Source organism: Streptomyces sp. SCL15-4 (assembly GCF_033366695.1).
Taxonomy (GTDB): domain Bacteria; phylum Actinomycetota; class Actinomycetes; order Streptomycetales; family Streptomycetaceae; genus Streptomyces.
Genome location: NZ_JAOBTQ010000001.1, coordinates 1,143,581 through 1,164,956 on the forward strand (window position 1 = coordinate 1,143,581; position 21,376 = coordinate 1,164,956).

The 21,376-nt window shown below is 74.3% G+C and carries 20 protein-coding genes; 10 read left to right on the plus strand and 10 right to left on the minus strand.

Features of this window, described 5'->3' with window-relative positions:
* Window positions 1-320: 320 nt before the first annotated feature.
* The 4 genes from SCK26_RS04615 to SCK26_RS04630 form a co-directional block, all read right to left on the minus strand.
* Window positions 321-1,841, minus strand: a complete 1,521-nt coding sequence (locus tag SCK26_RS04615; RefSeq protein WP_318199961.1) for an RICIN domain-containing protein — start codon at window positions 1,839-1,841, stop codon at window positions 321-323.
* Between the two features lie 311 nt (window positions 1,842-2,152).
* Window positions 2,153-2,530: a toxin Doc gene (locus tag SCK26_RS04620; RefSeq protein ID WP_318199962.1), complete on the minus strand. Its 378-nt coding sequence runs from the start codon at window positions 2,528-2,530 to the stop codon at window positions 2,153-2,155.
* Between the two features lie 3 nt (window positions 2,531-2,533).
* Window positions 2,534-2,773: a hypothetical protein gene (locus SCK26_RS04625; RefSeq protein ID WP_318199963.1), complete on the minus strand. Its 240-nt coding sequence runs from the start codon at window positions 2,771-2,773 to the stop codon at window positions 2,534-2,536.
* A 102-nt stretch (window positions 2,774-2,875) separates the two neighbouring features.
* On the minus strand, window positions 2,876-5,971 hold the full coding sequence (locus tag SCK26_RS04630; RefSeq protein ID WP_318199964.1) for a glycoside hydrolase family 2 TIM barrel-domain containing protein: 3,096 nt from the start codon (window positions 5,969-5,971) through the stop codon (window positions 2,876-2,878).
* A 296-nt stretch (window positions 5,972-6,267) separates the two neighbouring features.
* Here SCK26_RS04630 and SCK26_RS04635 point away from each other — a divergent pair, with 296 nt between their 5' ends.
* Window positions 6,268-8,664, plus strand: a complete 2,397-nt coding sequence (locus SCK26_RS04635) for a SpoIIE family protein phosphatase (RefSeq protein WP_318199965.1) — start codon at window positions 6,268-6,270, stop codon at window positions 8,662-8,664.
* Between the two features lie 68 nt (window positions 8,665-8,732).
* Here the strand turns inward: SCK26_RS04635 and SCK26_RS04640 are convergent, their stop codons facing one another.
* Entirely contained in the window at window positions 8,733-9,281 is a 549-nt protein-coding gene (locus SCK26_RS04640) for an RNA polymerase sigma factor (protein WP_318199966.1), read from the minus strand.
* A 46-nt stretch (window positions 9,282-9,327) separates the two neighbouring features.
* Here SCK26_RS04640 and SCK26_RS04645 point away from each other — a divergent pair, with 46 nt between their 5' ends.
* From SCK26_RS04645 to SCK26_RS04660, 4 genes are all read left to right on the plus strand, one after another.
* Window positions 9,328-10,728, plus strand: a complete 1,401-nt coding sequence (locus tag SCK26_RS04645) for a serine/threonine-protein kinase (protein WP_318199967.1) — start codon at window positions 9,328-9,330, stop codon at window positions 10,726-10,728.
* 152 nt (window positions 10,729-10,880) lie between these two features.
* Window positions 10,881-11,588, plus strand: coding sequence for a DUF4232 domain-containing protein (locus SCK26_RS04650; RefSeq protein WP_318199968.1), 708 nt, complete (start codon window positions 10,881-10,883; stop codon window positions 11,586-11,588).
* Between the two features lie 91 nt (window positions 11,589-11,679).
* Window positions 11,680-12,933: an SLC13 family permease gene (locus SCK26_RS04655; protein ID WP_318205915.1), complete on the plus strand. Its 1,254-nt coding sequence runs from the start codon at window positions 11,680-11,682 to the stop codon at window positions 12,931-12,933.
* A 52-nt stretch (window positions 12,934-12,985) separates the two neighbouring features.
* A complete protein-coding gene (locus tag SCK26_RS04660; protein WP_318199969.1) occupies window positions 12,986-13,501 on the plus strand; it encodes a universal stress protein in 516 nt (171 codons plus the stop codon).
* A 44-nt stretch (window positions 13,502-13,545) separates the two neighbouring features.
* On the opposite strand, the gene SCK26_RS04665 is transcribed toward SCK26_RS04660, so the two are convergent.
* Window positions 13,546-14,514, minus strand: a complete 969-nt coding sequence (locus SCK26_RS04665; RefSeq protein ID WP_318199970.1) for an aldo/keto reductase — start codon at window positions 14,512-14,514, stop codon at window positions 13,546-13,548.
* A gap of 194 nt (window positions 14,515-14,708) precedes the next feature.
* Between SCK26_RS04665 and SCK26_RS04670 the strand changes: the two genes are divergently transcribed.
* Complete coding sequence (locus SCK26_RS04670) at window positions 14,709-15,506, plus strand: endo alpha-1,4 polygalactosaminidase (RefSeq protein ID WP_412080709.1); 798 nt, start codon at window positions 14,709-14,711, stop codon at window positions 15,504-15,506.
* A 49-nt stretch (window positions 15,507-15,555) separates the two neighbouring features.
* On the opposite strand, the gene SCK26_RS04675 is transcribed toward SCK26_RS04670, so the two are convergent.
* On the minus strand, window positions 15,556-15,756 hold the full coding sequence (locus SCK26_RS04675; protein WP_318205917.1) for a ferredoxin: 201 nt from the start codon (window positions 15,754-15,756) through the stop codon (window positions 15,556-15,558).
* Between the two features lie 24 nt (window positions 15,757-15,780).
* Window positions 15,781-17,010 (minus strand): cytochrome P450, encoded by a 1,230-nt coding sequence (locus SCK26_RS04680; RefSeq protein WP_318199971.1) that lies wholly within the window; start codon window positions 17,008-17,010, stop codon window positions 15,781-15,783.
* Between the two features lie 30 nt (window positions 17,011-17,040).
* On the opposite strand from SCK26_RS04680, the gene SCK26_RS04685 reads away from it, so the two are divergent.
* On the plus strand, window positions 17,041-17,211 hold the full coding sequence (locus tag SCK26_RS04685; RefSeq protein WP_318199972.1) for a hypothetical protein: 171 nt from the start codon (window positions 17,041-17,043) through the stop codon (window positions 17,209-17,211).
* Window positions 17,212-17,314: 103 nt separating this feature from the next.
* Window positions 17,315-17,779, plus strand: a complete 465-nt coding sequence (locus SCK26_RS04690) for a nitroreductase family deazaflavin-dependent oxidoreductase (protein ID WP_318199973.1) — start codon at window positions 17,315-17,317, stop codon at window positions 17,777-17,779.
* Window positions 17,780-17,859: 80 nt separating this feature from the next.
* Here the strand turns inward: SCK26_RS04690 and SCK26_RS04695 are convergent, their stop codons facing one another.
* A complete protein-coding gene (locus tag SCK26_RS04695) occupies window positions 17,860-18,786 on the minus strand; it encodes a cation diffusion facilitator family transporter (RefSeq protein WP_318205918.1) in 927 nt (308 codons plus the stop codon).
* A 342-nt stretch (window positions 18,787-19,128) separates the two neighbouring features.
* Between SCK26_RS04695 and SCK26_RS04700 the strand changes: the two genes are divergently transcribed.
* On the plus strand, window positions 19,129-20,145 hold the full coding sequence (locus SCK26_RS04700; RefSeq protein ID WP_318199974.1) for a glutathione S-transferase family protein: 1,017 nt from the start codon (window positions 19,129-19,131) through the stop codon (window positions 20,143-20,145).
* 28 nt (window positions 20,146-20,173) lie between these two features.
* Window positions 20,174-20,485 carry a DUF4235 domain-containing protein gene (locus SCK26_RS04705; protein ID WP_318199975.1) on the plus strand — a complete coding sequence of 104 codons (312 nt, stop codon included), beginning with the start codon at window positions 20,174-20,176 and terminating at the stop codon, window positions 20,483-20,485.
* Window positions 20,486-20,848: 363 nt separating this feature from the next.
* Here the strand turns inward: SCK26_RS04705 and SCK26_RS04710 are convergent, their stop codons facing one another.
* The gene (locus tag SCK26_RS04710; RefSeq protein WP_318199976.1) at window positions 20,849-21,313 is read right to left on the minus strand and encodes a pyridoxamine 5'-phosphate oxidase family protein; all 465 of its coding nucleotides are present in this window, start codon (window positions 21,311-21,313) and stop codon (window positions 20,849-20,851) included.
* Between the last annotated feature and the right edge of the window lie 63 nt (window positions 21,314-21,376).

Genomic DNA, 21,376 nt, shown 5'->3' on the forward strand with positions numbered 1-21,376 from the left:
GTGCATCCTTCCGCTCGAACAGTCGGGTTGCCGGCTCCAGCCCGGTCGGGTGCCGGAGCGGCGTGCGCCACTCTGCCGAGTCCACCGGCGAAACTCACATCGAACCCATGGGTTTCAGTAACCTTTCGTATTGAATCAGTGGCGTGAAGTAACGGAAATCGAACGGCGGGACCCCGTAACAGAGCGGTTCCCCCGTCCCGGAAACAGCCGGATGGCCGAAAAACAGCGCGTCGTTAATCGTCCTGAAACATTCCGGCTTCGCTCGCCCAGAGCCCCTTCATGACTCCCCGTGTTCACGAAGTGATCACCGCGGGGACGGTTCAGGTCCAGCGCTCTCCGGCGGAGCCGTCCCGTACCTTGACGACGACGTCGGCGCCCGGCCGGCCGGCGCCGGCGGCGAGCGCGAGGGAACGGTCCCAGCGGGGCGTCAGCTCGCCTTGTGCGGTGAGGTCGTAGCGCACGTCGGCGCCGCGTGCCGCGCCGGCGCCGGGACAGTCGCCGAGGAGCACCACGCCCGCGTCGGCGTGCGAGTCCAGGCACAGGCCGGCACCGGCCGCGCTGCGCAGCACCCCGTCGCCGCCGTAGGTCCACCGCTGGGTGGCCGCGGCGGAGCAGACGGCGAGGACGGCGCTCGTCCCGGCGCGGGGCGGCCCCTTGACGTCCAGGCACAGGCCGGTGCCGTTGCGCAGCGGCCCCGGCCGGCCGGCGGCGGGCAGCCCCGCGGAGGCGGAGGCGGACGGAGAGGGGCCGCCGGTGCCGGTCGCCGCGCCGGTGGGGACGGCCGGGCCGGGGCCGCCGGCGCCGCCGTCCGGCCACGGGCAGACCGCCAGGACCGTCGCGAGCAGTCCGGCCGCGACCAGCAAGAGACCCGCCGGCAGCGTCCGGGGCGAGCGGGCGGCTCCGGGCGTGCGGCCCGCGGCCGCCCGGACGGGGAACCGGCCCGGCCGGCCGCCGCGCCGGCGTCCGCCGGAGCGCCGCGGGCCGCCGCGGCCGCGGGCGGGCCCGGGGCCGCGGCCGGGGCGCGAGTCGAGATAGCGGCGGGCGCCCCAGCCGAGCACGGCCTCGGCGAGCAGCACGCCGGGGGCCGCCTCGGCGTGGCCGAGCTGGTCGGCCGCGTGCCGGCAGTGCGCGCAGCCGGCCAGATGCTCGCGGACATCGGGCAGTAGCGCGCCGCCGCGGCGTATGGCGACGTCGAGGAGCCGGTTGTGGTAGCGGCAATCCCTGCCGGGTGCGCGTTCCCGGTGGGCGCGTACCAGGCCCTCGCGGAATTTCTCCCGGGCCTGTCCGAGCAGGGCCGTCGCGTTCTCGGCGTCGATGCCGAGCAGGGCGGCGGGCACGGCGGGCGGCTCGGCCTCGACCTCGGTGTGCCACAGCAGTGCCTGTTCCAGCGGGGAAAGGCCGTGGAACGCGCTCTCGGAGAGAACGCGGTTCTCCGGAATCGGCGTGCGCGCGGCGCGCATGCCGCGCCCGCCGGCCGGTTTCGCGAGTCCGGGCAGCACGGCGGTGATCCGGTCCGTGCCGGACCAGTTCACGACCGTGTCCCGGACCGTCACCAGCAGGCGTGGCCGCAGCGCGTCGGCGCTCTCGCCGAGCGCCAGCCGGCCGAAGACCTGGTGGAAGGCGGTCGCGGTGACCATGTGGGCAAGGGGTCCGGCGCCGGCCAGGCAGATGACCGCGTACTCGTGCGCGGGCTGCCAGTGCCGGGCCATCAGCAGGGCGGCGGACCGGGAGGCCTCGGCGTCGGAGCCGGCCCGCAGCGGCCCGGCGAGGAATTCGTCGGACTCCCCGGGAGCGGCGCCGGACGGCGGGCAGGACGGACGAGGGGGGTGGGGGGTGAGCACGGGGCGGATTCCTCCGGCGCGTGGTGCGAGCGGAAATTCACCGAGGGGGAACCCTTGCACACCTTCCACACGAGCAACAAGGCGCTCGTACGATGTCGACCGTTTGAGAGGGAGTCGGCGCTGCGGCGCCGGTCGAGAATCGACAGAAAGCGGTTCCTCTTCCGCACCCCGTGTGAAGCGCGCGCCCGCACCGGCCGGGCGCGCGCGCTCCCGGAAGGCGCGGTCCGGTAGTGGACTGAGGTCCGGTCCTCCCCGAGAGGCCCCGCTCCGGCCGGTGGCTCCGGCGGCTTCCTCCGCCGGCCGGAGCGGGGTCAGATCTGCCAGGCGCGCAGCCGGTCGGCGGCGCCGTAGACGTCGGTCTTGCCGGAGATCAGGTCCCGGGCGAGGTCGACGAGGGCGCCGTAGGGCGGGTCGATGCCGGCGCCGCTGACGAACATGTAGGCCACGGCGGTGGCGCAGGCGAAGCGGGCGTTGGCGGCGGGCAGCGGCTTGAGCACGGCGAGGGTGTGCAGCAGCGCGGCGGCCCGCCAGGCCGCGTCGGAGTCGACACCGAGCCGGGGCGGGTCCACCCGGTGCCGCGCGACGGCCGCGACCAGCGCCGAGAAGTCGTCCACGGCGGGCTGGTCGGGCAGGACCTCCTCGTGCCGCTGGAGCAGCCAGGGGACGTCGATGTGGATGACGGGGGCCATCGGTCAGGCGGCCTCGCCCCTGCCGGGGCGCTCGTCGTCGGGGAAGGCCGCGGCGAACTCCTCGGCATGGCCGGCGAAGAAGCGGCGGAAGGCGTCCGCGCCCTCCTTCAGGGCCCGGTGCCGGGCGATGTCGGCGGCGGCGGCCGCGCGGACCAGGGCCTTCATCGACGTACCGCGCTCCTTGGCGATCTGGCGCAGGTCCTCTAGTTCCCGTTCGCTGAACTCCACGTTGAGAGCTGGCATGCCCTCACGGTACCGCGCGGGTACTCAGGCGTAAATATCCCCAGGTGGGACGGCCTGCATCGCGGTACCGCCAGGTCTGAACCCGTCGTCTTACGCGCCCTCTCACGCGTCCAGTCCGCTGATGCGTACCGCTCCCTCGGGGCGGCCGGGGCGGGCGCTGGTGAGGGTCAGGCGCAGGCGGGAGCCCCGGACCGGGGCGAAGGTGAGGACGGTGGGGCTGTCGGAGACGGTGGCCCACTCCACCCTCGCCTCCCTCACCGGGACCCAGGCGTGTCCGTTCCACACCGCGACCTCGACGCGCGCGGGCAGGGTGTGGTGCGCGTCGACCGTGAAGGAGACGGCCACCCGGTCGAAGGTCCGGGTGCGCCCGTGGTCGACCGACACCCAGTCCTTCTCCCGGGCCCCGTCGAACGCGGGCAGCAGCGCGGTGGCCTGCTTGGCGAAGGCGTTGGACCAGCCGGTGGCCGGGTCGCCGTCCAGCATCGCGGCGGGCGGGGTGTCCGGACGGCCGGAGTAACTGGCGTCCGCGTGCGGGTAGCCGGGCGGCGCCGGGTGGTCGGGCCGGAGGACGGCGGGTGCGGTGGTCACGGCCGGGCGGGCCGCAGTGGTGCGCAGGCGGACGGTGCCCGGGCGCAGGCCGTCCGCGCGGGCGGTGACCTTCAGGGCGCCGGCCTCGGTGCCGGACCGGACGATCGCGAGCGCCTTGCCGTGGAAGGCGGTGCGGGTGCTCGCCTGGTAGCGCTCGGCGCTCTCCTGGCGGCCGTTGTCGACGCCGGCCAGGGAGCCGCCCAGGACGTCGAAGGCGATGAGGTGCGCGGCGTCGGGCACGACGACCCCGTGCGCGTCGGTGATCTCGGCGGTGACGAAGGCGAGCGACCGGCCGTCGGCGGGCAGGGACCCCCGGTCGGCGGTGAGGCGTACGGCGTGCGGGGCGCCGGCCGTGCGCAGGACGTCACTGGCGACGACCTCGCCGTCCCGCCGGGCCACCGCCCTCAGCTCGCCGGGCCGGTAGCGCACCTTCCAGGTCAGGTGCAGCTTGCCGGCGCTGCCGTTGGGGCTGGTGTAACTGCCCGGCCAAGGGCCGTCGGTGAAGGTCTTGTCGTCGCCGGTGGCCTCGGTGGTCTCCAGGTAGGCGCGGCCGTCGGTGGTCTTCTTGACGTCGAACTCCCGTACGCCGAGGGACTCGCCGTCGAGGAACAGCTCGACGGTGGGCACGTTGGCGTACGCCCACACCTCGACGGTGTCGCCTTCCTCGTGGTTCCAGGTCATCGGCAGCAGATGGACCATCGGCTCGGTGGTCCACTGGCTCCTGAAGAGGTGGTACATGTCCTTGGGGAAGCCGGCCGTGTCGACGGCGCCGAAGAAGGACGCCTTCACCGGGAACACGTCGTACGGGGTCGGTTCGCCGATGTAGTCGATGCCGGACCACAGGAACTGGCCCGCGAACCACTTCCGGTCCCGGTCCTTCTTGTGCCCGTACTCGCCGCTCATCGTCCAGGAGGCGAGGTTGTTGTCGTAGGAGGAGACCTCCCGGCGGCCGGGGGTGTGGTTCTCGCCGGTGTTCAGGTGCTCGGGCTCCTGGTAGGTGCCCCGGGTGGAGGTCTCCGAGGAGGACTCGGACTCGAAGAGGAACAGGTGCGGGTAGGCGGCGTGCAGGGCGTCCACCGACTTGGCCGTGTTGTAGTTGAGGCCGAGGCCGTCCAGCTTGGCGAGCATCAGGTCGGCCGCCGAGCCCTTGGCGGGCGGCCGCCGGTACTTGTCGGAGCCGATGACGAGCGGCCGGGTGTCGTCGGCGGCCCTGATCGCGCCGATGATCCGGTCCGCCATGGCCAGGCCCGCGGTGGAGGTGGAGTCGGGGATCTCGTTGCCGATGGACCACAGCACCACGGCCGGTGAGTTGCGGGCGGCCAGGACCATCTCCGTGGCGTCCCGCTCGCACCACTCGTCGAAGAACCGGCCGTAGTCGTACGCCGTCTTGCCGGTGCGCCAGCAGTCGAATGCCTCCACCAGCATGACGATGCCCAGTTCCTCGCAGACGCGGATCAGCTCCGGCGCGGGCGGGTTGTGCGAGGTGCGCAGCGCGTTGACACCCATCGACTTCATGATCCGCATCTGGCGGCGGACGGCGTCGGCGCTGATCGCGGCGCCGAGGGCGCCCTGGTCGTGATGGAGGTCGACACCCTTGATCTTGGTGTGGACGCCGTTGAGCGAGAAACCCTCGTCGGGGTCGAAGCGGAAGGTGCGGATGCCGAAGGACGTGCGCCGGGTGTCGGTGGTGCGGCCGGCCACGCGCAGCTCGGTGTGCAGGGTGTAGCGGTGCCCGGGGGTCTCGAAGTCCCACAGCAGCGGGTCGGCGACGGTCAGTTCGTGGGTCTGCGCGGCCTCTTCGGCGACGGTGACCGTGCTGGCCGTACGGGCCACGGTCCGGCCGTCGGGCGCGGTGATCCGGGAGCGGATCTCCACGTCCGCGGCGGTGCCGGAGTCGTTGCGCGCGGTGGTCACCACCCGGACCAGCGCCCGGCCGGCGGAGACCTCCGGCGTGGTGACCCGGGTTCCCCAGCGGGCCACGTGCACCGGCTCGGTGATCACCAGGCGGGCCTCGCGGTAGATGCCGCTGCCGGAGTACCAGCGGCTGCTGGGCAGCCGGTTGCGCACGCCGACCGCGAGCACGTTGGGCGTGCTGCCGTCGGTGTGCACCAGGCCGGTGAGATCGAGGGCGAAGCCGGTGTAGCCGTAGGGGTGGCGGCCCGCCTCCGTGCCGTTGCAGTAGACGTGGGCGTCCATGTAGACGCCGTCGAACTCGACCGAGACGCGCCGGCCGGTGTACGAGCGCGGCAGGGTGAAGGAGAGCCGGTACCAGCCGAGGCCGCCCGGCAGGAAGCCGGTGCCGCCGGTGGTGTGGTGCTCGGTGGTGGGCGTCTGCTCGATGCTCCAGTCGTGCGGGATGCGGACCTCGCGCCAGGCCGAGTCGTCGTAGCCGGGGTCGGTGGGCCGCGCCGGGTCACCGGCCGGGTCGGTGGCGCCGACCGGGTCGGCGAGCAGGAACCGCCAGCCGTCCCGCAGCGGCACCGTGTGGCGTCCGCCGGTGCCGGACGCCTCGGCGGCGAGGGCGGCCGGGGCCGCCGCGAGGGCCGGGAGCGTTCCGGCCGCGGGTGCCGCCGCGGCTGCGGCCAGAACCGATCTGCGCGTGACCGTCATGGGCGGCCCTCCCTCATCGGGGCTCGTCAAAGCTCAACAGGACTCAGAAGTACTCACAACTGATCGCGAACAAACAGATTCTGACGGCCTGCTCCACGCGATCGTCAAGGGTCCGGACGCGTACGGCTGCGTACGGCCGTGATCGGGCCGGATTTCCCCGGTGACCGGACCCGCCCGTGTTCGACGGGTCGGCCATGTGGACCCGGCGCCGCCGCTCACGGATGGACATCACGCACTACGCTGGACCACGGGTGGTGCCATCTGTTCACCGGGAGTGTGCGCTTGGAGCGGCGACGATGAGCCGGGTCTATCCGTTCGACGACGCGGGCACGGCACGAGCCGTCATCGGCGCCGACGGTGCGCTGAGGGAGTGGAACGAGGGTGCCGTCCGCCTGCTCGGCCACCCGGCGGACGCCGTCCTGGGCCGCCCCGCCGCCGAACTGCTGGCCGGCGCCCCCGCCCCGGCCGTCCCCGACGGCCCGCGCTGGGAGGGCACCGTCGCACTGCGCCACCGCGACGGCCGTAGCGTCTCCGTGTGGCTGCTCGCGCACCGCCGCCCGCCGCACGACGGACACCCGGGCGACTGGCTCGTGGTCACCCCGCTCGCCGGCGCGGAACCGCCCCTCGCCGAGGACCCGCTCGCCGAGGCGGGCCTGGTCCAGTCCCCCTGCGCGATCGCCGTGTACGACGACCGGCTGCGGCTGCGCCGGATGAACGAGGCGATGGCCGCCGTCGTCGGACTGCCCGAGGAGCGGGTACGAGGGCTGCGGCTGGCGGAGATCGGCGGCAAGCCGCAGAGCGAGGAACTGGAGCGGAACCTGCTCGCGGTGCTGACCTCGGGCCGGCCGCTGGACGTGCAGACCTTCCTGCGCACCGGCGGCGAGGACCGGGCGCACGCCTGGCTGGCCCGGATGGCGCCGGTCCGGGACCGGGCGGGACGGGTGCGGGGCGTGTCCATGGCCGCGCACGACATCACCGACAACCAGCGCGCCCGGCAGCGGCTCCAGCTCGTCAACGAGGCCAGTGTGCGCGTCGGGACGACGCTGGACGTCACCTGTACCGCCCAGGAGCTGGCGGACGTGTGCGTGCCCGCGCTCGCCGACTTCGTCACCATCGACCTGCTCGACCCGCAGGAGAGCCACGGCGAGCCTCCGGCCCGCGTCACCGCGCCGGTGCGGCTGCGCCGCACCGCCCACCAGTCGGTGCTGCCCGGTGTCCCGGAGGCGGTGATCGGCCCCGGGCGGACGGAGCCGTTCCCGGCGTCGTCCCCGCAGGCGGACGCGCTGGCCGCGGGCCGCACCATCGTCGCCTCGCTGCCGGGCGGCGCCATGGAACGCTGGCTGGGCCGGCACGGCGAGCGCGGCGAGCGGGCGCGGGAGTTCGGCGTCCACTCCTTGATGTCGGTGCCGATCCGGGCCCGCGGGCTGACCCTCGGGGTCGCGGTGCTGTGCCGGCACCGGCGCCCGGACGCGTTCACGCCGGACGACGTGCTGCTGGCCGAGGAGATCACCGCACGGGCCGCCGTCTGCATCGACAACGCGCGCCGCTACTCGCGCGAGCGGGAGACGGCGCTCGCCCTCCAGCGCAGCCTGCTGCCCCGCTCGCTGCCGCACACGGCCGCGCTGGCGGCCTGCTCCCGGTATCTGCCGGCCGCGCGCGCCGGGGTGGGCGGGGACTGGTTCGACGTGATCCCGCTGTCCGGGATGCGGGTCGCGATGGTCGTCGGGGACGTGGTCGGGCACGGCATCCAGGCCTCGGCCACCATGGGCCGGCTGCGCACCGCCGTGCGCACCCTGGCGGACATCGACCTGACCCCGGACGAGCTGCTGACCCACCTGGACGACCTGGTGCTGCGCCTCTCCGACGAGTCCGGGACCGCGAGCGCCGGCGAGGCGGGCAGCCCCGGCGAACTCGGCGCGACCTGCCTGTACGCCGTCTACGACCCGGTGTCCCGGCGCTGCACCCTGGCCCGCGCCGGGCATCCGCCGCCCGTCGTCCTGGAGCCGGGCGGCGCGCCCCGGGCACTGGACCTGCCCGCCGGTCCCCCGCTGGGCCTGGGCGGGCTGCCCTTCGAGTCCGCCGAGGTGGAGCTGCCCGAGGGCACGGTCCTCGCGCTGTACACGGACGGACTGGTGTGGTCCCGGGAGCGGGACCCGGAGGCCAGCCGGGAGCTGCTGCACACGGCACTCGCGGCGTACGCCGGCTCGCTGGACGAGACCTGCGACCGTGTGCTGAACGCCCTGCTCCCCTACGGCGGCGCCCCCGACGACGTGGCGCTGCTGCTCGCCCGCACCCAGGGCCTGCCCGCCTCGCAGGTGGCGACCTGGGACATCCCGTCCGACCCGGCGCTCGTCGCGCCGATCCGCAAGCAGGTCGTGGAGCAGCTGGCCGACTGGTCGCTGAGCGAGGCGTCGTTCACGACCGAGCTGGTGGTCAGCGAGCTGGTGACCAACGCCATCCGGTACGGCTCCCACCCGATCCGGCTCCGGCTGATCCACGACGCGAACACGCTGACCTGCGAGGTCTCCGACGCCAGCCACACCGCCCCGCACCTGCGCCGGGCCAAGGTCTTCGACGAGGGCGGCCGGGGCCTGCTCCTGGTGGCCCAGCTCACCCAGCGTTGGGGCAGCCGCCACACGACGGAGGGCAAGACGATCTGGGCCGAACTGCCGTTGTTCGAACAGGACCGGTAGGAGGCCCGGGCAGGTCCTGTACGGCGTACACCGCCGCAGGGGCCGGCGGCGGCGCGGGGCCGGTGGGTTCAGGAGGCCGTCAGCCAGGGGCGTACGCGTTTGCGGGCCTCGTGCAGGCGGGACTTGAGGGTGCCGAGCGGGATGCCGGCGCGCTCGGCGGCCTCGGCGTAGTCCAGCTGGCAGATGTCCCGGTAGACCAGCGGCGCGACCAGCTGCGGATGCTCCCGCTCCAGCCGGTCCAGGGCCTCCAGCAGGTCCACCCGGGAGCCGGCGATGACGCTGGTGGTGCGCGGGTCGACGGCGTGCGCGGGCTCGATGGCGGCGGGCTGCTCGGCGGCCCGCCGCTTCAGCTCGCGGTACTTCTGCCGGCAGCAGTTGGCGACGACGGTGTGCAGCCAGGTGCCGAAGCGGCTGCGGCCCTCGAAGCCCGTGATGTGCCGGGCCACTTGGAGCAGCACGTCCTGGGCGGCCTCCTCGGCGTCCTCCCGGCACGGCAGGAAACGCCCGCAGCGGCGCACGGTCTCGGGCCGGATCTCGGCCAGCAGCAGCTCCAGCGCCGTGCCGTCGCCGGCGGCGGCACGCCGGGCCAGTTCCTCGGTCGGCGTCCGGTCCGGCACGGCGAGGCCCCCTTCACGTCGCTCTCGGGCCAGGCATGATAGCCGTATGCAGCCCCCGGAGCGGATCGGCCGCTACCGACTCGAACGGCCGCTGGGCAGCGGCGCGTTCGCCCTGGTGTGGCTCGGCCACGACCCCGGACTCCAGGCTCCGGTGGCGGTGAAGGTCCTCGCCGAGAACTGGGCGCACCGGCTCGACATCAGGGAACGCTTCCTGGCCGAGGCACGATTGCTGCGCCGGGCCGGTTCCGGCCGGGTGGTGCAGGTCTACGACATCGGCGAACTCCCGGACGGACGGCCGTACTTCGTGATGGAGTACGCCGGCGGCGGGACCCTCGCCGAGCTGGCGGCGGGCGGTGCGCTGCCGGTGTCCGAGGCGCTGGCGCTGACCGCCGAGGCCGCGCGTGCCGCCGCCGAGCTGCACGAGGCGGGCATCGTGCACCGCGACATCAAACCGGCCAATGTGCTGCTGCACACCGCCCCGGACGGCTCCCGGCGGGTCCTGCTGGCCGACCTGGGCCTGGCCAAGAGCCTCGCGCAGGCCTCGGTGCTGACGCTCGCGGCGGGTTCGGCGGGGTACCGGCCGCCCGAGCAGGCCGAGCCCGGCGCGGGCATCGACGAGCGGGCGGACGTCTACAGCCTGGGCGCGGTCGGCTACGAACTGCTCACCGGGACCGTGCCGGGCCCGCCGGGAAAGGTGGTGCCGCCCCGGCGGCTGCGGCCGGAGCTGGACGAGGAGGTGGCACGGGCGCTGCTGCGCGCGCTGGAACCGGACCGGACGCGGCGCTGGCCCGGCGCGCTGGCGTTCGCGCGGGAGCTGGACCGGCTGGCCGCGCGGCCCTGGGCGCCGCCCGCGCGCCGGCCGGCCCGCACGGACCGGCTGCGCGCCCGGCTCGGCCCGGCGACCCTCGCCGTCGCCGCGGTGCTCGCCGCCGGCGCCGCCGCGGCCACGGTGACCGTGGCGCTGCACCGGGACGGCGGCGGGCCGGAGCGGGTGCGGATCACGGACGCCGGCGGCCGGGTGACGCTCACGGTGCCCGCCGGCTGGGGCCGCGAGCTGCGCGACTCCGGCTGGGACCCGCGGGTGCTCGGGCTGGCGGCGGGGCGCGAGCCGGGTCTGGTGGTGGCCGACGACCTGTCCCGCTGGAGCGATCCGACCGCGCCCGTGGACGGCGTGTTCGTCGGCGTCGGCTCACACGGCGGTCTCACCGCCGCGGTGGAGGCCCTCACCCATCCCGGCTGCCGCTCCACCGGCTCCCGCACCTTCGCCGACGCCCACTGGCACGGCCTGGTCCGGTCCTTCGGCCGCTGCCCGGACGGCGGCTCGGTCACCGAGTGCGCGCTTCTCCCGGCGGGCGGAGCTGCCCGGCCGCAGGTGTACGTGCAGATACGCCGACGGGGTGACGGCGACGCGACCGACGGCGTGCTGCGTTCGCTACGGGTGGCCTGAACGGCGCCTGCCGAGGGGCGAATCGGGGAAAAAGAACCCGCGTGCTCCGAACTTTTCCGGCGGTCCGCGCATCGGACGGTGAGAACGGCGCACCCGGCGCCCCCGGCACGCGCCACGGCCGCGTGCCACGATCCTTCAGGAGTGTGAGCGACATGGTGCACACCCCCCGGTCCGCGCGGCGCGGGGCCCTGCTCGCGGGCACGGCCGCCGTGCTCGGCCTGCTGGCCGGCTGCGGCAACGGCGAGACGGTCCGCAGCGATCCCCCGGTCAGGTCCTCCGGTACGGCCGCCCCCGCGCAGGACACTCCCAGCCCCCCGGCGTCCGCCCCGGCCACCTCCTCCGACCCCGTCCCCACCGTCCCCACCGTCCCGCCGGCCCCGCCGAGGTCGACGGCGCCCTCCGGCGGCCGCACGACGGCCGCGCCCGCGACGGCCGCGGGCGGCTCCCGCTGCCACACCTCCGAGCTGCGGGCCTCGGTGGGCCGCAACGACCCGGGCGCCGGCCAGGAGAACTTCCCGCTGGTCCTCACGAACCGGTCCGGCCGCACCTGCACCCTGCGCGGCTATCCGGGCGCGGCCTTCCTGAACGGCTCGGACGGGCAGCTCGGCGCCGACCCCAGGCGCGAGCCCGGCCGCCCGGCCACCGTCACGCTCCGGCCCGGGCGCAGCGCCTGGGCCGGGCTGACCTTCTCCAACCCGCAGGTCAGCGACGCGAAGGCGGCCACCCCGGCCACGCTGCTGGTCACCCCGCCCGACGAACGCGACCCGCTGCGGGTGTCCTGGCCGGGCGGCCCGGTACCGGTCTCCGGCACCGCCTCGTCCGCCCGCCTGACGGTCCTCGGCCCGGGCACGGGCCCCTGACCGGCCTCCCGCCGAGCCCCTGACCGGTCCGCGACCGCCGGTCTGTTTTCATGGGCGGGCACCCCCGTGATCACTTCCGGAAGGACCCGCCCTGAACACCCCGCTCGCCGCGGCCCTGTCCGCCGCCTTGCTGGTCGCCGTGCTGGCCTGGGCCGTCGTACGGCCCTTCGGATGGCCGGAGGCGGTCATGGCCGTGCCCGCCGCCGGGATCGCGGTGGCCACCGGCGTCATCCCCCTCGCACACGCCCGGGCCGAGGCCGAACGGCTCGGCCCGGTGGTCGGCTTCCTGGCGGCGGTCCTGGTGATCGCCCATTTCTGCGACGTCGACGGGCTGTTCCAGGCGTGCGGCGCCTGGACGGCCCGCTGGGCGGCCGGCCGGCCGGTGCGGCTGCTGACCGCCGTGTTCGCGCTGGCCTCGGCCATCACCGCCGTGCTCAGCCTGGACGCGACGGTCGTGCTGCTCACCCCGGTGGTGTTCGTCACGGCCGCGCGTACCGGCGTACGGCCCAAACCGCATGTCTACGCCTGCACCCACCTGTCGAACACCGCCTCGCTGCTGCTGCCGGTGTCCAACCTGACGAACCTGCTGGCGTTCACGGCGAGCGGGCTGAGCTTCACCCGGTTCGCGGCGCTGATGGCGCTGCCGTGGCTGGCCGCGATCGGCGTCGAGTACCTGGTGTTCCGGCGGTTCTTCGCCCGCGACCTCGCCGCGGCGGCCCCGGCCGATCCGGACACCGGCACCCCGCCGCGGCTGCCGCTGTTCGCGCTGGTGACGGTCGGCTGCACGCTGGCCGGATTCGTGGTGGCGTCGGTGTTCGGCGTCGAACCGGCCTGGGTGGCGGCCGGGGGCGCGCTCGTGCTGGCCGGGCGGGCGCTGGCGCGGCGCCGGGCGACACCGCTGACGGTCGTACGGGCGGCGGCCCCGGCCTTCCTGGCGTTCGTCCTGGCACTGGGCGTCGTGGTGCGGGCGGTGGTCGACAACGGGCTCGCGGACGTGCTGGGGCGGGTGCTGCCGGGCGGCACCGGGCTCGCCGCGCTGCTCGGGATCGCCGCGCTGGCCGCGCTGCTGGCCAATCTGATCAACAACCTGCCGGCGGTGCTGGTCCTGCTGCCGCTGGCGGCTCCGGCCGGACCGGGCGCGGTCCTCGCGGTGCTGCTCGGAGTGAACATCGGCCCGAACCTCACCTACGCCGGGTCGCTGGCCACGCTGCTGTGGCGGCGGATCGTGCACCAGCACGAGCACGAGGTGGACCTCGGGGAGTTCACCCGGCTGGGTCTGCTCGCCGTGCCGTCGTCCCTCGCGGTCGCGGTGGTGGCACTGTGGGGGTCGTTGCGGGTTCTGTAGGGGTGCGCGGGCCCGGCTGCGAAGGCGCGCGCGGCGGCGGGAGGTGTGGCGGATGCGGGTGATCGCCTGGCTGGTGGAGGGCACCTGGCCGGCCTGCGTGGACGCGGTGCGCGCCCACGCGCCGGAGGCCGCCGAGGTGGTGCTGCTGCATGTGAGCGGTCCCGAGGTGCCCGCGGTGGCGCACGGGGCCTTCGACGGGCTGCTCGGCCGCGGTCACCGGGCGGGGCACCGGCCGGCCGAGGGCTGGGCACGGGACCCGGGGGACCGGCTGGAGGCGCTGGGCGGCACCTCGGCGTCCGCGCTGCTGGACGCGGCGGCCCGGCGGCTGGGCCGGCCGTGCGTGCGCGAGGAGCGGTCGGGCCGGGCCGAGCGGGAGGTGGTGGCCGCCGCCGAGGGGGCGGGGCTGCTGGTGCTGGCCCGGGACGGGGACCGGTCCCGGCTCGGACCGAAGAGCCTCGGCCCCGCGGCCCGCTTCGCCGTCGACCACGCCCCGTGCCCGGTCCTGCTGGTCTGGCCGGAACCGGCCCCGCCCCTGACCACGCTCCCGCCGCCGCCCCGCCACTCCTGAGCCACCGCCCGGAGCCGGGCACCGGCCCGGGCGGCGCGCGGCGGTCAGTGGCCGCTGACCGCGCGCGGGGCGTACGGCCGCTGGAGTTCCTCGATCTCCTCGTCGGTCAGCCGCAGTTCGACCGCGGCCACCGCGTCCTCGAGGTGCCCCGGCCTGGCGGCGCCGACGATCGGTGCCGTCACGGTGTCCTGGTGCAGCAGCCAGGCGAGGGCCACCCGGGCGCGCGGCACGCCCCGCGCGGCGGCGATCCGGGTGACCGCCTCGACGATCGCGCGGTCGCTCTCCAGGTACAGCCGGCTGCCGAAGTCGTCGGTGGCGCTGCGTCCGGTGACCGTGCCCCAGTCGCGGGTGAGCCGGCCCCGGGCGAGCGGGCTCCACGGCAGCACGCCGACGCCCTGGTCCGCGCACAGGGGGAGCATCTCCCGCTCCTCCTCGCGGTAGAGCAGGTTGTAGTGGTTCTGCATGGACACGAACTTCGTCCAGCCGTGCCGCTCGGCGGTGTACTGCGCCTTGGCGAACTCCCACGCGTACATCGAACTGGCCCCGATGTACCGGACCTTGCCCGCCTTGACCAGGTCGTGCAGCGCCTCCATCGTCTCCTCGACGGGGGTGGCGTGATCGTAGCGGTGGATCTGGTAGAGGTCGACGTAGTCGGTGCCGAGGCGGCGCAGGCTGTGGTCGATCTCGGTCATGACGGCCTTGCGGGACAGACCGGCGCCGTTGGGGCCGGGCCGCATCCGGCCGTGCACCTTCGTGGCCAGCACGATCTCCTCGCGCCGCGCGAAGTCCCGCAGCGCCTTGCCGACGATCTCCTCGCTGGTGCCGTCGGAGTAGACGTTGGCGGTGTCGAAGAAATTGACGCCCGCCTCCAGCGCCTGCCGGATGAGCGGACGGGACGCCTCCTCGTCGAGGGTCCACTCGTGCGTGCCGCGGTCCGGCACGCCGTACGTCATACAGCCCAGACAGATCCGCGACACGTCCAGGCCCGTCGAACCGAGCTTCACATACCGCATCGTTGCTGCTCCCGCCGTCGAGACGATGATCCTCGGCGAGCCTACGACGTGGTCCGGGAGCCGACTTGACGACGGGAGCGCACGGGCGATTTGATCCTGGGACGTGCCGCGCCGCCCGGCGTGGGCAGGATGGAGCGGACTTGTCCCCCACGGGTGTTCCCCGCGCCTCACGGTCGCGTACGGCCCTGGGCGCCTTGGCAGCGGCCCTGGCCGTCACGGTGTCGGCGCTGGCCGGCTGCGCCTCCGGCGGCCCGGACGAAGAGGGTTCCGGCAAGCCCGCCGCGGTGCGGCTGCCCCCGAAGGCCGCGGGTTTCGACTACCAGATCGGCGGCGCCTACCCCCCGCCCGAGGGCGTGCGCGTGGTCAGCCGCGACCGTTCCGACTCCCCCGCCCGTGGCCTGTACAACATCTGCTACGTCAACGCGTTCCAGGCGCAGCCCGCCGAGCGCTCCTCCTGGCCGGCCGATCTGCTGCTGCGCGACGCGCGCGGCAGGCTCGTCGTCGACGAGGACTGGGACGAGCCGTTGCTGGACATCCGCACGCCGGCCAAGCGTGACCGGGTGGCGAAGCGGGTGAACGGCTGGATCGACGGCTGCGCGGACAAGGGCTTCGACGCCGTCGAACCCGACAACTACGACAGCTACACCCGCTCCGACGGGCTGCTCGACCCGGCCGACGCGACCGCGTTCATGGCGCTGCTGTCCCGGCACGCGCACGCCCGGCACCTGGCCGTGGCGCAGAAGAACACCGCGGAACTGGCCGGGCAGCGCGGGCGGGCCGGGCTGGACTTCGCGGTGGCGGAGGAGTGCGGTCAGTACGACGAGTGCGGGGTGTACGCCAAGGCGTTCGGCGACCGGGTGGTGGACATCGAGTACACCGACCACGGCCTGGAGGCGGCCCGCGCCCGCTGGGGCGGGCGGCTGAGCATCGTCCGCCGGGACCGGGACGTGTCCACCCCGGGCAGCGCGGCCTACGTCCGCGCCGTGCGGTAGCGGCACCGCCACGGCGGTACGGCGACGGATCGCCGTACCGCCGTGCCCGTCAGGGGTTGCGCTCGCGCACGGTGATCGCGCCGACCGGGCAGGCGCGGGCGGCCTCCCGGACCATCGGGTCGGTGACGCCGTTCTCCCGGCCGGGCAGCAGGACGCTGTAGCCGTCGTCGTCCTGGGTGAAGACGCCCGGAGCCGCCAGGGCGCACTGCCCGGCGCCGATACAGACGTCCTTGTCGATGTCGATGTCGATGTCGATGTGCATGAGCGAAGCCTCTTACCAGGTCACGGGGAGTTCCAGCATCCCCTGGATCGTGTCGCCCGGTTTGAAGGGAATCTCCTTTGCCGGGACGGCCAGACGCAGCCCGGGCAGTCGGGTGAACAGGCTGCCGAGGGCGATCTCCAGTTCCGCCCGGGCCAGGTTCTGGCCCAGGCACTGGTGGATGCCGAAGCCGAACGCCACGTGGTGGCGGTCGGCACGGTGGAAGTCCAGGTCGTCCGGGCCGTCGAAGACGGCCGTGTCCCGGTTGATGACGGAGGTCGCGAACAGCACGCCGTCGCCGGCCCGGATGGTGGTGCCGTCGATCTCGATGTCCTCCAGCGCGATCCGTTGCAGCCCCTCGGCGATGGACAGCATCCGCAGCAGCTCCTCCACGACGGCGGGCAGCAGCGTGGGATCGGCACGCAGCTCGGCCAGCCGGTCGGGGTGCTGGAGCAGGGTGTAGGTGCCCAGGGAGATCATGTTGGCGGTCGTCTCGTGCCCGGCGACCAGCAGGATGACGGCGAGCGACACCACGTCCTCGCGCTCCAGCTCCCCCTGCCGGAGCCGGTGGTGGACGAGGTCGTCGAGGATGCCGTCGCCGGGCTCGGCCTCCTTGGCCTTGGCGTCGATCAGGTCGCCGAGGTAGCGCTCCAGCCGGTCCCGGGCGTCCGTGGTGTCGGCGCCGGTCGGGCCGCGCAGCAGCCGGCGGGACTGCTCCTCGAAGAACTCGTGGTCGGCGTAGGGCACGCCGAGCAGTTCGCAGATGACCATGGACGGGACGGGCAGCGCGAAGGCGGAGACCAGGTCGGCGGTCGGCCCCCGCTCGATCATCGCGTCCAGCAGTTCGTCCACGATCCGCTGGATCCAGGGGCGCTGTGTGGTGGCGCGTTTGACGGTGAACGACGGGATCAGCATCCGGCGCTGCTGGTGGTGCTCGGGGTCGTCCAGCCCGAGCAGGGCCAGCTTGCGGTAGCGGCCGGCCTCGAAGCGGGGCGTGGGCACGGGGAAGCCGTCGCGGCGGCGGTCGGTGGACAGCCGGGGATCGGCGAGCAGGGCGCGGGCGGTCGCCTGCGCGGTGACCATCCAGACCTCGCGGCCGTCGTAGAGGGTGACGCGGGACAGGGGTCGCCCGTCGCGCAGCGGGTCGTATCCGGTGGGGGGGTGGTAGGGACAGGTGCGGTCCTGGGGGAAAGCGACGGGTTCGGCCGCGGCAGCCGGGCCGGTGGTGTCCGTCAGTTCCGTCATGGAAAGACCTCGCAGACGAATGAGTGCGTCGTGCCGATCTTCATTAGATGCCCCAGGCATCTATGGGTCGACGGGAAGTTCGGCCACTTCGGTGACCTGCGTGATCTGGCCGAAGTACCCCGCCTCGACGGCCGGGAACCGGCCACCGCCCCGGACGCCGTCGGCAGCGGTGTGCCGCGCGAGGCTGTGGTGGCGCGGTGACCTGTGAGGTAATGGGCGCCCGTGGTACGGATGTCTCCGGCGGCCACGGCTGTTGCCGGCCGTGGCGGATGTCCGCCGGACGGATGAAGGGAAGCGCGAAGCCATGCCTCTTGAGGGCGAGTACGAGCCCAGCCCGGAACAGTGGGTACGCGAGCAGGTCGAGTTGTACGAGAGCTCGGGCGGGACGAAGGGCACGACACTGCTCGACACCGGACTGCCGGTGATCGTGCTGACCACCCGGGGCGCGAAGAGCGGCAAGCTCCGCAAGACGCCGCTGATGCGGGTGGAGCACGAGGGCCGGTACGCGGTGGTCGCCTCCGTCGGCGGTGCGCCCAAGCACCCGGTCTGGTACTTCAACGTCAAGGCCGACCCGCATGTCGAGCTGCAGGACGGCCCGGCGAAGCGGGACATGCGGGCCCGGGAGGTCACCGGGGCGGAGAAGGCCGAGTGGTGGGAGCGGGCGGTGGCCGCGTTCCCGCCGTACGCCGAGTACCAGGAGAAGACCTCCCGGGAGATCCCCGTCTTCGTGCTGGAAACGTTCGACGGGGACCCCTCCGGCGAGAGCTGATTTCCGGCCGGGAACCGCTGCGTTTCAGAAAAATCTGTTTCTGGAACGTGTGAACCGGTCCGGCGCCGGGCACTTCTGGGTCAGGCCCCGCCGCGTTCCCCCGTCGCGGCGGGGCTTTCCCGTGCCCCGCCCGGCCGCCGGTCCGTGACGTCGAGAAAGATCTGGCCGGCGTCGGGGAACGTCCGGGCGAGGGACCGCTTGATACGGTCGGCGACCTCCTCGACGCGTTCGCTGTCCAGGCCCGGCACGAGGTCGATGCGGGCCGCGACGAGCATGGAGTCAAGGCCCAGCTTCATGGTGAACAGCGCCTCCACGCTGTCGATCTCCGGCTGCGCCCGCAGCAGCGCCCGGATCCTGCCGCTCAGCTCCGGGTCGGCGGCCTCCCCGATGAGCTGGTCGCGGGCGTCGCGGCCGAGCCGGTAGGCGACGTAGACCAGCAGTACGCCGATCGCCAGCGAGGCGGACGCCTCCCACACGACCTGCCCGGTCACCATGTGCAGGGCCATGCCGATCAGGGCCAGGGTCACGCCGAGGACCGCGGTGCCGTCCTCGGCGACCACCGTGCGCAGCGCGGGGTCGCGCAGCCCGCCGAGGCCGCCGCCCTGCCGGCGCACCTGGTGCAGGGCCCGCAGCAGCGAGCCGGCCTCGGCGACCAGCGCCACGCCCAGCACGATCAGGCCCGCCACATAGCCGCTGAACTTCTCCTCGGCTCCGCCGTGCAGCGCCTCCAGGCCCTGGAAGAAGGAGAAGCAGCCGCCCATGACGAAGATGCCGACGGCGGCGAGCAGGGACCAGAAGAAGCGCTCCTTGCCGTAGCCGAACGGGTGCCGGGTGTCGGCCGGGCGGCGGCTGCGGCGCAGGGCGGCCAGCAGGAAGACCTCGTTGAGGCTGTCGGCGACCGAGTGCGCGGCCTCCGACAGCAGCGCCGGCGATCCGGCGAGCACCCCGCCGGCCCCCTTCGCGACGGCGATCACCAGGTTGGCCGCGAGCGCGACGAGGACGGTGATCCTGGTGGACCGGTCGCCGTCGGCCGCGGGGCCGTCGCCGGCGCCGCTTTCGGTGTGGCCGTCGCGGGGCCGGTGGTGACCGCCGTGCGGTTCGCAGTGGCCGCCGGTCCTGTCGCGGCGATCCGGTGGGCCGCCGGGCCTGGTGGGGGCCCGTGGCGCGTCCGGTGGCGCGCCGGGGGCCGGACGGTGGGCGTTGCTCGCGGCCGTACGCGCGGCCGTCTCCCGGTTCGAGGGTGTTCCGCTCACCCTTCGCCGACTGCCCCCGACCGGGCGGCTCACACCGTGCGAGCCGCGCGAAACGGGGAACGCGGGGCCGGAGGAACCGGACGGCGAGGAGGAGACATGGGCGGCGACGGCAACAGCGCCTACGGACACCGGACGTTCACCAGGTCCCGGAGCCACTTCGACGACCGGATCACCGCCGACGGCCGGGACGGCTGGCCGGTGGAGCCGGGCCGCTACCGGCTGGTGGTCTCCCGCGCCTGTCCGTGGGCGAGCCGGGCGGTGATCTCGCGCCGGCTGCTGGGGCTGGAGGACGCGCTCTCGCTGGCGGTGGCCGATCCGGTCCAGGACGACCGCAGCTGGCGGTTCACGCTGGACCCGGACGGCCGCGACCCGGTGCTCGGCATCCGGTTCCTGAGCGAGGCGTACGACCGGCGGGAACCCGGCCACCCGGGCGGGGTCAGCGTGCCCGCGGTCGTGGACGTCCCCAGCGGGCGGCTGGTCACCAACGACTACCAGCGCCTCACCCTGGACCTGGCCACCGAGTGGACCGCCCTGCACCGCCCCGGCGCGCCGGACCTGTACCCGGCCGCCCGGCGCGAGGAGATCGACCAGGTGATGGCCGAGGTGTACGAGGACGTGAACAACGGGGTGTACCGGGCCGGGTTCGCCACGCACCAGCGGGAGTACGAGGAGGCGTGCGCGGGAGTCTTCCGGCGGCTGGAAGTGATCGGTGAGCGGCTGGCCGGGCGGCGTTATCTGGTCGGCGACACCCTCACGGAAGCGGACATCCGGCTGTTCACCACTCTCGTCCGGTTCGACGCGGTGTACCACGGCCACTTCAAGTGCAACCGCTGGAAACTGGCGGAGCATCCGGTGCTGTGGGCGTACGCCCGTGACCTGTTCCAGACGCCGGGATTCGGGGACACGGTCGACTTCGACCACATCAAGCGCCACTACTACCAGGTCCACACCGGCATCAACCCCACCGGGATCGTGCCGCTCGGCCCGGATCTCGGCGGCTGGCCGACCGAGCACGGCCGCGGGGAACTGGGCGGGCGGCCGTTCGGTGACGGCACGCCGCCGGGACCGGTGCCCCCGGGCGAACGGGTGGCCACGCGGGGCCGGCCCGCATGAGGGCCGCCCGACGAGGAAGGAGTGACACATGGCCAAGAAAGACAAGCACAAGAAGAACAAGCTCCCGCTCGTGTACCAGCCGTTCGGGTTCGCGCTCAGCTGGGCGGGCGGCGCGCTGGCCGGGGTGGCGTTCCGCAAGGCGTGGAAGGCGATCCGGCACGAGGACGACGCGCCCGACGCGCTGGACCCGGACCGCAGCTGGAGCGAGATCCTGCTGGCGGCGGCGGTACAGGGGGCGATCTTCGCGGTGGTCCGCAGCGCCGTGGACCGCACCGGCGCGAAGGCCATCGCCCGCTCGACGGGAGTCTGGCCGGCAACGGACAAGAACGGCCGTGACTGACCGACGACGACCGGCACGGCCGAGGTTCGGCCACGGCTGACGACGGACGGCCGCGGTCCATCGACGGCCGACGACGGACGGCCGGGCCGGGGCCTGGCCGGCGAGCGTGCGCCGGCGGCCGGGGCCGAGCCACCGCGACGAGGCGACGACACGGCTGGGCCCGGCCGAGAGGCCGGCCCGGTCGCTCGGGCGGCCGGTGGCAGGGGGCGGCGCGGGCGTGTGGCAGGGCTCGGTCCGTGGGTCGTGACAAGGCGCGGCATGGGCCGGTGGCAGAGCGTGGCGCCGCCCGTCCCGCCGCCACCACGCTCTCGCGCCCCCGCCTCTCACTCACCGCAACCCCGCCACCCTCCCCCGCCCCACCGCTCAGTCCGCGTCCAGCCACCGGCCGGCGCGCATCAGGTCGCGGCCGGCGAGTTCGTTCTCCTCCCGCCAGGCCTGGACACGCTGTGGGACGACCCTGAAGTACAGGTAGGGGGTGGACAGCCGGCGGGGATCGAAGCCGGTCTTGCCGGCGAAGACCTCGGCGTCCTCCTCGGGCAGGTCCTCCGGGGTCACCGACAGGACGGTGCCCTCGATCAGGACGACGTCCCGCGTGGGCCCGATGCCCAGCCGGGCCCGGCCGGTGGCCGCGAGGTTGCGGCCGGTGGGGCTGTCGGCCGCCGTGGCGATCAGCAGCGAGGTGCCGTCCCACACGAACGGCAGCGGCACGAGACAAGGCGCCGCGCCCTCGGGACCGGCGCTGGCGACCCAGGCGTCGACGTCGTTGTCCAGCCGGTGGAGGGTGTCCTTCTTGCGCTGCGCGACGGAGCGGGCGGGGGGCGGGGTCATGGCGGGCGGCCTCCTGTTTCCGTGATCGTTGCGATCAGTGTGGCCGCGCTCGACAACAAGACC

Bases quoted from the DNA above. Each gene is read 5' to 3' on its own strand.
- SCK26_RS04620 (WP_318199962.1), bottom strand. From the start codon at position 2,530: ATGGCCCCCGTCATCCACATCGACGTCCCCTGGCTGCTCCAGCGGCAC.
- SCK26_RS04625 (WP_318199963.1), bottom strand. From the start codon at position 2,773: ATGCCAGCTCTCAACGTGGAGTTCAGCGAACGGGAACTAGAGGACCTG.
- SCK26_RS04630 (WP_318199964.1), bottom strand. From the start codon at position 5,971: ATGACGGTCACGCGCAGATCGGTTCTGGCCGCAGCCGCGGCGGCACCC.
- SCK26_RS04635 (WP_318199965.1), top strand. From the start codon at position 6,268: ATGAGCCGGGTCTATCCGTTCGACGACGCGGGCACGGCACGAGCCGTC.
- SCK26_RS04645 (WP_318199967.1), top strand. From the start codon at position 9,328: ATGCAGCCCCCGGAGCGGATCGGCCGCTACCGACTCGAACGGCCGCTG.
- SCK26_RS04650 (WP_318199968.1), top strand. From the start codon at position 10,881: ATGGTGCACACCCCCCGGTCCGCGCGGCGCGGGGCCCTGCTCGCGGGC.
- SCK26_RS04660 (WP_318199969.1), top strand. From the start codon at position 12,986: ATGCGGGTGATCGCCTGGCTGGTGGAGGGCACCTGGCCGGCCTGCGTG.
- SCK26_RS04665 (WP_318199970.1), bottom strand. From the start codon at position 14,514: ATGCGGTATGTGAAGCTCGGTTCGACGGGCCTGGACGTGTCGCGGATC.
- SCK26_RS04680 (WP_318199971.1), bottom strand. From the start codon at position 17,010: ATGACGGAACTGACGGACACCACCGGCCCGGCTGCCGCGGCCGAACCC.
- SCK26_RS04690 (WP_318199973.1), top strand. From the start codon at position 17,315: ATGCCTCTTGAGGGCGAGTACGAGCCCAGCCCGGAACAGTGGGTACGC.
- SCK26_RS04700 (WP_318199974.1), top strand. From the start codon at position 19,129: ATGGGCGGCGACGGCAACAGCGCCTACGGACACCGGACGTTCACCAGG.
- SCK26_RS04705 (WP_318199975.1), top strand. From the start codon at position 20,174: ATGGCCAAGAAAGACAAGCACAAGAAGAACAAGCTCCCGCTCGTGTAC.
- SCK26_RS04710 (WP_318199976.1), bottom strand. From the start codon at position 21,313: ATGACCCCGCCCCCCGCCCGCTCCGTCGCGCAGCGCAAGAAGGACACC.